The organism is Myroides odoratimimus, from assembly GCF_001485415.1.
GTDB lineage: Bacteria > Bacteroidota > Bacteroidia > Flavobacteriales > Flavobacteriaceae > Flavobacterium > Flavobacterium odoratimimum.
In genome coordinates this window covers 22,547-35,588 of record NZ_BCMQ01000015.1, presented here as the reverse complement: position 1 = coordinate 35,588, position 13,042 = coordinate 22,547, and the positions used below count along the sequence as shown (strand labels likewise).

The 13,042-nt window shown below is 35.0% G+C and carries 10 protein-coding genes; 4 read left to right on the top strand and 6 right to left on the bottom strand.

The window, feature by feature from the left end; genetic code table 11:
- Nucleotides 1–399 precede the first annotated feature (399 nt).
- Complete coding sequence (locus MODO_RS12905) at nt 400–2,559, bottom strand: TonB-dependent receptor (protein ID WP_006258375.1); 2,160 nt, start codon at nt 2,557–2,559, stop codon at nt 400–402.
- A gap of 610 nt (nt 2,560–3,169) precedes the next feature.
- Here MODO_RS12905 and MODO_RS12900 point away from each other — a divergent pair.
- The gene (locus tag MODO_RS12900) at nt 3,170–4,015 is read left to right on the top strand and encodes an aminoglycoside 6-adenylyltransferase (RefSeq protein ID WP_006258376.1); all 846 of its coding nucleotides are present in this window, start codon (nt 3,170–3,172) and stop codon (nt 4,013–4,015) included.
- 224 nt (nt 4,016–4,239) lie between these two features.
- On the opposite strand, the gene lpxD is transcribed toward MODO_RS12900, so the two are convergent.
- Nucleotides 4,240–5,241: a UDP-3-O-(3-hydroxymyristoyl)glucosamine N-acyltransferase gene (gene lpxD / locus MODO_RS12895; protein ID WP_006258377.1), complete on the bottom strand. Its 1,002-nt coding sequence runs from the start codon at nt 5,239–5,241 to the stop codon at nt 4,240–4,242.
- 156 nt (nt 5,242–5,397) lie between these two features.
- Nucleotides 5,398–6,819 carry an aminotransferase-like domain-containing protein gene (locus MODO_RS12890; RefSeq protein WP_006258378.1) on the bottom strand — a complete coding sequence of 474 codons (1,422 nt, stop codon included), beginning with the start codon at nt 6,817–6,819 and terminating at the stop codon, nt 5,398–5,400.
- 95 nt (nt 6,820–6,914) lie between these two features.
- On the opposite strand from MODO_RS12890, the gene MODO_RS12885 reads away from it, so the two are divergent.
- Nucleotides 6,915–7,805 (top strand): DMT family transporter, encoded by an 891-nt coding sequence (locus tag MODO_RS12885; protein WP_006258379.1) that lies wholly within the window; start codon nt 6,915–6,917, stop codon nt 7,803–7,805.
- A 278-nt stretch (nt 7,806–8,083) separates the two neighbouring features.
- On the opposite strand, the gene MODO_RS12880 is transcribed toward MODO_RS12885, so the two are convergent.
- Both MODO_RS12880 and MODO_RS12875 read right to left on the bottom strand, forming a co-directional pair.
- Complete coding sequence (locus MODO_RS12880; protein WP_006258380.1) at nt 8,084–9,016, bottom strand: helix-turn-helix domain-containing protein; 933 nt, start codon at nt 9,014–9,016, stop codon at nt 8,084–8,086.
- A gap of 139 nt (nt 9,017–9,155) precedes the next feature.
- Nucleotides 9,156–10,130: a helix-turn-helix domain-containing protein gene (locus MODO_RS12875; protein ID WP_006258381.1), complete on the bottom strand. Its 975-nt coding sequence runs from the start codon at nt 10,128–10,130 to the stop codon at nt 9,156–9,158.
- A 166-nt stretch (nt 10,131–10,296) separates the two neighbouring features.
- Here MODO_RS12875 and MODO_RS12870 point away from each other — a divergent pair, with 166 nt between their 5' ends.
- Together MODO_RS12870 and MODO_RS12865 are read left to right on the top strand one after the other, a co-directional pair.
- Nucleotides 10,297–11,442 carry a PepSY-associated TM helix domain-containing protein gene (locus tag MODO_RS12870; protein WP_006258382.1) on the top strand — a complete coding sequence of 382 codons (1,146 nt, stop codon included), beginning with the start codon at nt 10,297–10,299 and terminating at the stop codon, nt 11,440–11,442.
- Nucleotides 11,443–11,450: 8 nt separating this feature from the next.
- Complete coding sequence (locus tag MODO_RS12865) at nt 11,451–12,383, top strand: siderophore ABC transporter substrate-binding protein (protein ID WP_006258383.1); 933 nt, start codon at nt 11,451–11,453, stop codon at nt 12,381–12,383.
- A 104-nt stretch (nt 12,384–12,487) separates the two neighbouring features.
- Here the strand turns inward: MODO_RS12865 and MODO_RS12860 are convergent, their stop codons facing one another.
- Entirely contained in the window at nt 12,488–12,976 is a 489-nt protein-coding gene (locus MODO_RS12860; protein WP_006258384.1) for an ecotin, read from the bottom strand.
- Between the last annotated feature and the right edge of the window lie 66 nt (nt 12,977–13,042).

Here is a 13,042-nt window from a genome sequence, read left to right as displayed (position 1 = left end):
ACAACTTCGCTTTATTAATTTTCTGTTTTTAAAGGAATAAACTCTATATTAATTCTATATTTAGCTCAATATGTTTTTTTTTACAAAGCTTGATTCGCTACGCTTTTATTTATTTACTTTTTTATCTTAACACAAAAAAGTAACAAAAAAAGTCAAGGCTATAACTCCTAAACGGTCAATCTACGAAGCAAATTCTGAGACAAAATGAACTCCTTTCAGTCAAACAGAATTTTGTCTCTAAGAATTTACTTCTATTGACACTCGCTTATCCGTTAAGGCCGTAAGGTCGCTTCGCAAGATTATCTATCACAGAGAGATAAACATTATTAATTAGAAATAAACTATCTGCTTAAGTCTATCTATTCCTCATTTTCAATCCCCTATTTCCTGTTTACTCTCCTAAAGAGACATATTCACTTTAAAATGAAGACTAAATCCTTCATTTTGTATTTTATAATTGTCAAATATTTCACTGTTAAACAAGTTCTTAGCTTCTAAACCGAAAGACAGTTTAGGTGAATAACTCCACACCACTCCTGTAGAATGTAAATTCTGATCAGGGATTACATAGGCTTCTGCATTAACCTGTGCTTTTCCCCATAATCCTAAGAAACCACTAGGTTCAAATTCTTTAGGAATAAAGTCTAGGTAATAAGCCTTTACAAAACTGTAGTTGTAATAAAACGAGAATTTATCTCCTGCCTTGAATACATTGTCATGTGAAGTACGCAGACCAAGATTAGCAAAGAAATAAGGTGTATTTCTCAGGCGAGAACCCTCATACGTCTTGTCTTCTTTATCATATAATCTAAAGTCTTGATACGTCACGTTACCAGACAGTCTCAACCACTTTAATGGAGAATATGCTGCATCTACCTCTACTCCAACTCCTTTTATCTTTTCTATGTTCTCGTAACTACCAAAAATACCCGTGTTTAACAGCATGATCATATCATGTGTTCTTCTGTAGAACACATTGACCTCTGTCATGAAATTGGTTTGATTATTATAGTTAAATCCTAGATTATAGTTCCAACTCTTTTCTGGTTTTAAAGCAAAATTGGTACGCGTGAATGTTCCATCTCCGAAAAACTCTTCTTGCTCTGGTAGACGCACGGCTACTTCTCCTGAGAATCTAGCATACATACGATCGTTAATCTGATATTTTAACGACTCTGATACACCCCAGTTCCCTTTTGTTTTAGATCTTTTCTGCTCCATAGAAGTGTCTCCATGCGCACTCTCATACCCTTCTGTACGCAGGTAATAATACTTCGCTGATAAGTCATTCGTCAGACGATCATCTAAGGCATATAATCTCCAGTTTAACCCTGTAATCCACTTTTGGAATACTACAGAACGCTGTAACATATCTATCTTAGAGAAAGGAAATTTCTCTCCGTAAGGGTCAGAACCACGACGAGTAGAGGTATTGTAAACAGAGTTTAACTCTATAAACCCATTGTCTAATCGGTAAGATAGATTAGTACGAGATACGAAGTTATAATAACGTAACTTTTTGATACTCCCACTAGTAGTCGCTTCTCCATTCTTACTAGGTACTGGAGTGAACTTCCCTCTCCAGTCGTAAAACCCTTTAATCGTATCTGTATAACTAGAATGCAGTGTATTATAGACAAGGAATTGATCTAACTTCAAGTCTTTATCTAAAAAAGCCTTGCGATAGCGAAGTGTTGGCACTACAGAATTCATATTACTCGTCACTCCTCCGAATGGATAGTTCATCGTCATCCCGTAATTGTGCTGTTTATTAATGTAAAAGCTACTTACAGTCAAACGCAATTCATCTGCCCAAGTCTTGTTCTTCACTCCCACAAACCCTTCTACAAATCCATTAGAGAAACGGTTGTGAAACAGTTTGTGTTTTTCTCTACTTACCTGTGCCGTTTCTGGATCAGTGTAAGGCACATTGACTTTATAATTGTTATCAGAGTAATTAATAAAAGTATTTACTCCTCCGAATAAGCCTGTCTTTTTATCTTGAAAATAAGCGTTTACGGTACCTCTATGAGTGTTATAAGAACCTATCTGATAAGATACATCTACAGATTGATTACTTTCAGGCTCTTTCGTTACGATATTAACTGCTCCTCCTAATGCATCTGCCCCTAAGGCTACAGGTACCACCCCTTTATAGATCTCAATGCGATCAATCATCGTAGGCGGTACAATAGAATAACTAAAGGCATTCCCTAAATAATCCATCGGAACCCCATCCTTAAAATACTTTATCGCCTTTCCTTCAAAACCGTTTAGCATCAAATTAGTAGCATTACCTAATCCCCCTGTTTGTCTCACTCGTACACCTACTGTTCTGTTCATCAGCTCTATCACACTAGACGGCTGTTGTTTCATCGCTTTTACATCAAGTACAGTAGCACGTATAGGTTGACGACTTTCTTTTTCGGCTTTAGTCTCTCTCTGAATAATCACTTCATTTAACCCCGTATTTTGTAAAGTATCTTGCTGTGCAAAAACAGATTTAGAATTAAATGATAAAACAGCGATTAAGGATAAAGTAAGGTATGGTATTTTCATCTTGATCTCTCTTATAGAATAGCTCTGTGGAAGACTATCTCTCTTATTGATAGGGCAAAAGTAGGCATCCCTTTGCCTGAGTACTGACGCTAAAAGGAATATAAAAGACGCAAGAAGGAGTATTATTTAGATTCATTAAAAAGGAAGACAACACTTCTTGTACTTCAGAACTCAGCATTAGAAGTCGTTGACTTATCCCCCTGATACCCTGTGTATAGCTATGATGATATACTGATTGTAGTTTGATCCCATAGTGATCGCATAAAAAGCAGGCAAAAATATGCGAGCAGTATGCCATCACTATGCGATAACTATGTGACCACTGCTATTTTTGAAGAATAAAAACGAGCAGTAACTATCTTCAATTAGAGCTACACACAGGCATTTACTACCTCGTAGTACCTCTTCCTAATGTAGAACTTTCTTCTTAATGGCTATGCAGATCAAGTGAGATATACGTCCTTATCTATGGATTTTATAGTTATTGAGTAATAGTATTGTATTTGAGTGGCAATGCTAGACTATTAAAAAACTTTATTCTACTCCTAAAAACACCACTGTGAATCATTTTAATTTAATTATCTTGCTTATTCGTCTTAAAAACACCTATATGGCTTCACCATTACAAACAGAGATCCTTCAATTAGCCAAACAAGATGACCACATTAGAGCTGTTATTCTCAATGGTTCAAGGGCTAACCCTATGGTTACTCCTGATCAGTACCAAGATTATGATATCATCTATATGGTGACTGATATAGAAAGTATCAAGAAAGAGGGTATTGTCTACAAAACCTTTGGACAGCCTGCCATACAACAATTACCAGATGATATGCACTTAGGTAACGAAGAGGTTATTTCTTCTATTTCGTATGCTTATTTAATGATTTATGAAGATGGTAGTAGATTAGACCTTACCCTATTCCCAGTAGATCAATTAGAGCAGTATAAAAAAGACAGTCTCTCTATCGTATGGCTAGACAAAGATGGAATATTTAAAGATATACCTAAGTCTTCTGATAACGACTATCATGTACAACGCCCTACTCAACGGGAGTTTACAGAAGTGTGTAATGAGTTTTGGTGGTGTTCTACTAATGTCGCTAAGGGACTGGCTAGAGAAGAAAGAGTATATGCAAAAGATATGATGGAGTCTGTCGTCCGTCCTATGTTCTTACAGTTACTAGCTTGGAAAATAGGAAGTGAACACCATTTTAGCGTTTCTATAGGCAAATCAGGTAAATTCATTAAGAACTACTTAAGCGATGAAGACTATAACAAGGTATTAAGAACCTATAGCAATGCTAATATTCAAAATACATGGGAAGCCTTTCACACCATGACTACTTTCTTTCAAGAACTACAAATAGAACTAGGTAAACGACTTGTCCTAAAAGTAAATATAGAAGAAGCTAAGAATGCCTTACAGTATATCAATAGAATCTATCAAGATTAATAAATGATTCATCACAAATAGAGGTATATAAAAAAAGCGACTAACCCTTATCAGTTAGTCGCTTATAGATTATTATTAAACCTAAATACTGCAAAACCATTCTACTTCATAGCTTTTTCATTAGCTCTAAAACCATACTAGTGTATACTTTTGTCACTAATTCAGACCTATTTCGTATAATTACTTTTCGTTTATATGTCTATTGCGTATTTTGGGTTAAAAGATTAGTTCTTTGTTCTATTGGTTACCAATTGCTTTAGTGCAGCCCATTGTCTCAACGTTGTTTTTGCTTCTTGAGCAGGGTAACCTAATACTGTCTTACCTGCTTCTACATCTCCAGTCACTCCTGATCCAGCTCCTACTACAGCACCCTGCCCGATAGTAACGTGATCTTTAATAGAAGCACTACCTCCTATCACCACAAAGTCTTTTAGTGTAACTGAACCTGCTAAACCACTATTACCAGCCATGATACAGAATTTTCCTAACTCACAATTATGTCCTATCTGAACAAGATTGTCAATCTTACAACCATCTCCAATAATGGTAGCGCTAAACTTTCCTCTATCTACACATGAATTCGCTCCTATCTCAACATAATTACCGATAACTACATTACCGATCTGAGGTATCTTCACTAACCCTAACTCAGGAGACGGACAGAAACCAAATCCATCAGCTCCAATCACTGCGTTAGGATGTAAAATACAGTTATGTCCGATATGACTGCGCTCACGCACAATGACACCAGACCACAATATCGTATTATCACCAATCGTACTGTCATCTAATACAGTGACATTAGGATACATCTTTACATTTTTTCCGATTATAACATTTTCACCGATTACACAACCAGCTGCTATTTTAGCTCCTTCACCTATTATTGCTGTGCTATCTATCGTAGCATTAGGGTGAATATCTTCTTTAAAAACAGGCATCTTAGGCGCAAATAGTGTAAGTAACTTCGCTAATGCTAAATCAACATTATCTACTTTAATAAACGCCCTATCTATACCTGGTAGAATAGAAATATCTTTATTTACAATAGCAATAGGGGCTTTTGATTCCCCCCATAAGCGTTCGTACTTTTTATTACCTATAAATGAGACTTGACATTCTTTGGCTTTTTCCAACTGCTCAGCTGTACTAATCTGTCTTAATGTACTTCCTACAACAACGCCATTTAAAACATCGTTCAATTCAGTTAAAGAGTATAATTTCATAATTGTGAAATAAAGTTTTTGAGTTTTATTTAATTAAAACGAATAAAATCAAAAAATATTTCAACACAAAACTAAATTCATTTATTTTAACAAATAATTACATGTATTTCTATTTAAAAAACAAAATCACTTAAATTATTAAACTAGAAAGTCTTCTTATTTCCTCAATAATTGTTTACTCAACTCTCCTACTCTTTTTAATTTGGCTTCTACATCCTCTGACCAAGGCAAGCCTATGCACAGTCTGATACAGTTCTCGAATTGCTCTTGTACTGTAAACATTCTACCTGGGGCTATACTAATGCCCTCCGCAATAGCTAAGTCATATAAATCCATCGCCTCAATAGAAGGATCAAACTCAATCCATAGTGATAATCCACCTTGAGGACGATTAACCTTAGTACCCAATGGAAAACTAGTAATAATGGTATTCAAATATTTCTGATAATTGCTATAGATCTCTTTTCTAAGTTTTCGCAGGTGCTTATCATAATTGCCTGAGCGCATAAAGCTAGCTACAGCTTCTTGCATTAAAGGAGGCGTAGAGATTAGATGTACTAACTTTTGATGCATGATCTTATTCTTATACTTACCAGGTGACACCCACCCTACGCGATATCCAGGAGTCAAGGTCTTAGATACAGAACTACACCAGATCACATTACCTGTCTTATCAAATGCTTTACAACATTTAGGACGGTGATTACCAAAGTACATATCCCCATAGACATCATCCTCTATCAATGGGATATCGTGTTTCTCTAAGAGTTCTACTATTTCCTTCTTATTCTCATCAGGCATACAACTACCTAATGGGGTATTATAATTAGAGATCAATAGACACATATCGATATGCTCTACTGCATCTCTAAGAGACTGCACATCAATACCAGAAACTGGATCTGTGGGTAACTCAATCACCTTAAATCCTAAATCAATAGCTAGCTGAAAGATACCTGGGTAGCAAGGGCTTTCTATTGCAATGGTGTCTCCAGGTTTACCCAATGCTAATAAACACAACGAAATAGCGCTCATGCTTCCATTAGTCGTAATAATATCTTCTTCTTTAAGACTACCTCCCCAAGTGATAGAACGCTGCGCGATCATTCTCCTCAAATTAAGATTGCCCTGTACAGAATCATATTCTATCCCTCCATCTACTAATGATCTAGAGGCTGCTATAATCTCTTTCTTCATTTTGGCCAAAGGCAAAAACTCATCATATAGTGTACTGTACGAGAATAAGGTCAGCTTTCTATTTCCCATATTAGAATATACCTTGCGAATAATCTCCTTAGGCTCCTTATTATTTGCTAAAAAGATAGGGTTACTCGGCTGAGGCAAAGGAATATCCGTATAGGATAGGTTACTTACAAAATAGCCTGACTGAGGCTTAGACTCTATTAATGCTTGCGTCTCTAATTCTAAATACACTCGTTTGGCTGTATTCATACTAATTTGATGTTCTGTGCACAACATTCTTACAGAAGGAAGTCTGTCTCCTGCTCTTAGTACTCCTGCTCTAATCTGACTAGCAATAGCATCTGCTATATTCAAATACAAATAATTCTGTTCCATAACAATCTCAACTGTGTCCTTTCAAAATTACAAAATTGATACTGTACTACATACTAATACAGTATATTTTTGTTAAAAAATAAAACATCAAGAAAATGAAACAAACTAGTGTAATTGATTCAGCACAACAAACTTCAACAAGTGGTTGGATCAATGGATTCATAGGAGTACTACTATTCAGTGGTTCTATGCCTGCTACTAAAGTAGCTGTACTAGAATTAGACCCAATATTTGTAACAGCAGCTAGAGCAGGTATTGCTGGTGTATTAGCGCTGTTATGTCTACTTGTCTTTAAAGAAAAAAGACCTACTAAAAAACAATTATTGCCTTTATTTATAGTCGCTATAGGCGGAGTTATTGGATTTCCTTTATTATCCGCATTAGCGTTACAGTATATCACCTCAGCACATTCACTAGTGTTCTTAGGGACATTACCGATGTGTACTGCTGTATTTGCGGTATGGAGAGGTGGAGAAAAACCAAAGTCTATCTTCTGGTTATTCTCGATACTTGGATGTCTATTAGTAGTGGGGTTTGCCTTTCTACAAGGGGTTACAAGTTCCCCTATAGGAGATATATTAATGCTTCTCGCTATCTTATTATGTGGATTAAGTTATGCTGAAGGAGCTAAACTGTCTAAATCACTTGGTGGATGGCAAGTAATCTCTTGGGCAGTGGTATTATCACTTCCCGTATCTATACCGATTATGCTGATCACAGCTCCTGAAGTACCTTCTCTAATAAGCACAGAAGCATGGATAGGAGTATCATATCTAGGAATATTTAGTATGTTTGTGGGGTTCGTATTTTGGTATAAAGGATTAGCACAAGGAGGTATTGCCTCTGTAGGACAACTACAGTTATTACAACCTTTCTTTGGTCTAGCACTTGCGGCAAGTCTTTTAAACGAACAGGTAAGCACAGCTATGATTGCAGTAACTGTAGGCGTTATTCTATGCGTAGCTGGAAGTAAAAAATTCGGTTAGTAACCCCAATTACTAGCTACTTCAAACAGTGTAGAACAATACTAAAAGCAATCACCTTACTTTTGATATTTCCTCCTTCTGCACTGTTTATTTTTAGCAAGAAAAGAATTGCTATTGATTCTTAACCCCAGAATCCGCATTCGCCCGATACTACGAATAAATTCTATTTTACATCTCTTTCATTTCTTCTAAAAGCATACTATAGTATGCTTTTTTCATAAATTCAGAGCTGTTTTGTATAATTTACTCTCGTTAATAGGTCTATCACGTATTTTGGGTTAAAACTGAACAAAATTACCACTCTTTACATCTTTAGGCAACTCATTAAACTTGCGCTTAAAAGCAGCTGTAAAATGGGTTGGGTTCTTATAGCCTACTTGTTGAGCAATATCTGCGATAGACAAATCTTGTTCTATCAATAGCTTCTGCCCCAACTCCATACGCTCATCATAGAGATGATTAAAAATGGTCGTAGAGAACAGTTCTTTAAAACCTCTTTTTAGTTTAAACTCATTAATTCCTGCTAATCTAGAAAGCTCTCTTAAAGAATATGGATTCTGAAGATTATTACTCACTAACTCTCTGACATAATATAGCTTATCAACATCACTTCTCGTCAGTGAACCACTTACCATGTCATATTTATAATCTCCACTGTACTTAATCACTAAAAGAAGAAGCTCTACAATCTTAGTCTCCATATAAATCTTCTTCATCATACCGTCATAAGAATTATTGACTAAGTCATGAAGTAACTTCTTCATCTCTGGAACAATCATTAAGTTAGAAGAAAAAGCACTTTCTCTCTCACTGTACAAAGATTTACCAAAGTCTCCTAACAACTCTAGATCTCCATTAAACATACGCTCTAAATAAGGCAATGTTAGTTCTATGCCTATAGCACTGTAGTTTTCTTCAACAGGGTTAAAAGCAAGGGAGCCATCAATATAAGGTAGATGAAAAAAACTAAAACGTCCTGTAGAAGTATTGACGCATTGTTTTTTATTAGATTGGTAAAAGTGTTCTCCTTGAAACAAAAAGAAAAGCTCAATGTGCTTCTGATCTCTTAGTACTTCTTTTTGTTGTCTAGTCTTATGCTGTAAAGAAACGTGATCAATATGTAACTCTTCCATATCTAACAACTGTATATTCCCTTTTATGCCATGACTAGCATACCGCTCTCCTACATTTATCAATGTCTCTTTAACCATGATACCAAACTAAAGAATTATTACTATTCTACTGATTGAAAGTGACAAAGGTACTTAAAAAGACCTCCTAATTTAAATCAACTCTAAATAATATTCGTTAATTAATATTTAATTAAGACAACACCCTATTTCTTCACTCCTATTTTCTGTGAATTAAAGTACTAGGAGGAACGCCATACTTCTTTTTAAATGCAATAGCAAAATGTTGAGGATACTCATAGTGAAGTAATTCAGCAACTTTGTTGACTGAGAATTTCTGTGACGATAATAACTGATACGCATACTCAAAACGCAAATCTCTTACATATCTAATCAAAGAAGAATCATAGTATTTTTTAAAGTACTTCTTTAGTTTGTATTCATTGATATAGAATCTCTGACTCAACATAGAGAAGGTAATCTCTTGCAAAAAGTGATTATCTATCCAAGTTTTTATATGTAATAACTTATCCGCATCATTCATAGACTTGATCTCTTCTATCGGAGCTACCTTCCTCTCTAAAGACTCCTGAACACTTAACAGTAAAAGTTCTGTTACCTTAGTCTCTAAATAAACTAGTTTCAAATCTGGATGAACATCACTCTGTAAAATATTCAATAATAACTGATGTATCTCTACGGGAATTGTTTTCGCTTTTGCAAATAGTGTAGTCGTCTTTCCTTGTTTAACTAAATTTAAAAAAGAAGCCAAAGCAGGTATTTTAGTCTCAACTAGTTGTGCGAAATAGTCTTCATCAAAAAGAACCTCCACTACCTTTCTATTTGTTTTATACTTCAAATGCCCATTTACACGAGGTACATAAAGCAAATTAAAGCAATCCTGTGGAACCTCTATCGTCTCTCTTGATGTAGAATAACAGGAATACCCCTCTAACTCTAACATGAGCTTGAACGTACTCTTTTCGTTAATAACTGCGACATCTACAGGAGTAGGTACACTCCACTCTCCATAAGAGATAATAAAATAGGGATGATCAATAAACTTCTGTTTAATAGGAATTCCTTTAAAGGTAAACTGCCCATATCTCTCTTTGTACTGTTCGCCACTTCCCCACTCAATGCGGTTTGGAATATTCTTTAATACCTCTTGATATTGCTGATATAAAAGACTCATAACTCGTAGATTTATTAATACTTTTTGCGTAGATGATGAGGCAAATTTACTACTATTTTCGCATCACAACAATTTGAATTAAATCTAAATAACTTTTAAACAACATAGTTATAGCTGTTTTACTTTATAGGTAACTCCCCACTATCACTATAAGTCTACTTATCTCATGAAGAAAAAAGGTAAATCAACTTTCTCCAAAATCATTGCTTGGTTACATTTATGGCCTAGCATTGTGGCTGGTATTATATTGGTATTCGTCTCTCTTACAGGGACTATCATTGTATATGGAGATGAAATCATGCAGTGGTCTGCAGGAAAAGAAGCTCGCTATATAAAGCCTAATGGAGTTCCTCTAAAAATAGATGAGATTACAGCCTTGCACAAAGAGAAATTCCCTGGTCATAGCTTTTCCTATATTGTAGTAGATAAAGATCCTTCTAAAAGCTGGGTTATCAATTCAGTTGATTTAAAAGATCGAAAATTAAGTTTTATCTATATCAACCCATATACAGGAGAAATACTAAAACAAGATCATTCTATCAGTTTCTTCTATGTTATAGCACAACTTCACTCTAATCTGTTAATGGGTAAAACCGGAGGTTGGATAGTCGCTATCTCTACTATCATATTTGTGTTGAGTACCTTAACTGGATTAGTCCTTTGGTGGCCTAAAAAATGGACAAAGGCAACTAGAGATAGTAGCTTTAAGATTAAATGGAAAGCTAAGTTTAAACGTCTAAATTATGACCTACACAATGTATTTGGTTTCTATAGTGCTATTATTTGCTTTCTACTTGGAATGACGGGTTTACTTATCTTCTTTAGCCCTTTAATGAAAGGAACTGTAAGTCTATTCGGAGGAGAAGGTAAAATGTGGTTCTATACCTTACAAGACTATCCTAGAGACCATGAAGCGACTAAAGATTTAGCGTTCTATGATACGAATGTTCTAATCCAAAAAGCATTTGACTTACACCCAGATAAAACAATCATCAGAATCTGGACTTATAATTATGACAATGTAAGCATATACCCTTTCTTTTTAGGAACCAATGCTGGTCTAAAAAGTGAAGAAGGGAAAGAAGCTATTTACTTTGACAAATTCAGTGGAGAAATGGTCAATGATAGCAAAGAACAAAAGATCTACGATAAAGTAGACAATCTAGTCTGGCAAATACACATGGGTCAATGGTGTGGACAGCTAGGTAAGTTCTCTACGTTTATAGCTGGTATTATTGCAACTAGTCTTCCTATCACTGGATTCTTAGTATGGTGGGGACGCCGAAACAAAAAATCAAAATCTAAAAAATAGTAATCGTTATGAGAAAGCAATTAATAACTTTTGCTTTACTAGCCTTAACCATCACAGGCTGTAAAGAAAGTCAAAAAGAAACAGAAACTTCTAATTTTATAGAAGTAGAAAACAATGGAACAACGGTACAAGTACCTATACAACCCAAAACTGTAGCAGTCTTAGAAAGAGGTATTATGGAGAATATGAACGAATTGCAAATTCCGTTTCAGGGAATGGCAAAAGAGTTCACTCCTAAGTATTTATCACATCTTGAAAAGGATAAGAGTATCGTAGATTTAGGTGCTGTATTTAAACCTAATTTTGACGTAGTAGCTAATCTAAGTCCAGACCTTGTATTCATGGATAATGCCTTTCCTGCAGATTATGATGAAATGGTAAAAATAGCGCCTACCTTAATGTTAGGCATCCCTAATAAAGGAGATAACTATCTAAAGTATATACAGGACAATATTCTTCTACTTGGCAAAATATATCAAGTAGAATCAAAAGCAGAAGCGTTATCAAAGGATTTAGACACTCGTTTAAGTGATTTAAAAGCCCTTATTGCTAAAAGTGAAGCTAAAGCAATGGTAATCATCCATTCGGAAGGAAACTTCCGCTTATTTGACGAAAATACGCGTTATGGATTTATATTTAAAGACTTCGGGGTAAAAAGTGCAACCAATATTACCACAGAGATTGCTAATAATCATGGACAAATGATTAATAGTGAGTTTATCTTAGAACACAATCCTGATATCTTGTTTATTATAGATAGAGACGCCATCGTACAAAACACAGATAAACCTACTCAAATAACTAATGCATTACTAGAAAAAGTAACTGCTTATAAACAAAATAAAGTTATCTATCTAGATCCAGATGCTTGGTTCTTATCTGGTTCTGGAGCTACTTCATTTAAAATCTTCTTAGAAGATATTGCCAAAGGTTATCATTAACACCACCATAATAATTCTAGAAAGAAAGCCTCTTAAAGTTACTTAAGAGGCTTTATTCTTTTGTATTCTTCTATAAAAGAGGTATTCTCTCTCTTATATTAGTTTTATTTTTTTCTTCTTACTTCACTTGCTTGGTACTCATCACCATCAGTAGTGTAAATTTTAAATCTTACTTCATATTCTTCTGGAACGTATACTACGATAGGTAATTTACCATTGTAACGTGTTAAATGAGGTTGTCCACTTACAAATAAGTTTCTCTTAGCTGCGTCAGGGCATCCCATCATCGTAGAAGCTACATCTCCTTTCGTTGTGAATACAAAATAGCTATATCCCCAACCTTGAAGATCTTTCTCTTCTAATGTCCCCATTAAGTTAAAATGATTACACCCGTCTACCTCCATCATTTTACCAACTGTAAACTCGATCTTCTTACTATCATCTTTAGAAGAGTGAGGTACTTCAATTACTACTTGCTTATATCCTTTCTCTGGAGCAGGGAAAATAGATACATCTGTTCTTGTGATTGTCTGTGCCATAGTTACAGTCATTAAACCAAAAAATACAACGATTAAACTTAAAACTTTTTTCATTTCTTTTTCTTTTTAATTGACAACTCTTATTTCATATCAAAAACAAAAGTTATTGTCGTTATTAGT

Bases quoted from the DNA above. Each gene is read 5' to 3' on its own strand.
- MODO_RS12905 (WP_006258375.1), bottom strand. From the start codon at position 2,559: ATGAAAATACCATACCTTACTTTATCCTTAATCGCTGTTTTATCATTT.
- MODO_RS12900 (WP_006258376.1), top strand. From the start codon at position 3,170: ATGGCTTCACCATTACAAACAGAGATCCTTCAATTAGCCAAACAAGAT.
- lpxD (WP_006258377.1), bottom strand. From the start codon at position 5,241: ATGAAATTATACTCTTTAACTGAATTGAACGATGTTTTAAATGGCGTT.
- MODO_RS12890 (WP_006258378.1), bottom strand. From the start codon at position 6,819: ATGGAACAGAATTATTTGTATTTGAATATAGCAGATGCTATTGCTAGT.
- MODO_RS12885 (WP_006258379.1), top strand. From the start codon at position 6,915: ATGAAACAAACTAGTGTAATTGATTCAGCACAACAAACTTCAACAAGT.
- MODO_RS12880 (WP_006258380.1), bottom strand. From the start codon at position 9,016: ATGGTTAAAGAGACATTGATAAATGTAGGAGAGCGGTATGCTAGTCAT.
- MODO_RS12875 (WP_006258381.1), bottom strand. From the start codon at position 10,130: ATGAGTCTTTTATATCAGCAATATCAAGAGGTATTAAAGAATATTCCA.
- MODO_RS12870 (WP_006258382.1), top strand. From the start codon at position 10,297: ATGAAGAAAAAAGGTAAATCAACTTTCTCCAAAATCATTGCTTGGTTA.
- MODO_RS12865 (WP_006258383.1), top strand. From the start codon at position 11,451: ATGAGAAAGCAATTAATAACTTTTGCTTTACTAGCCTTAACCATCACA.
- MODO_RS12860 (WP_006258384.1), bottom strand. From the start codon at position 12,976: ATGAAAAAAGTTTTAAGTTTAATCGTTGTATTTTTTGGTTTAATGACT.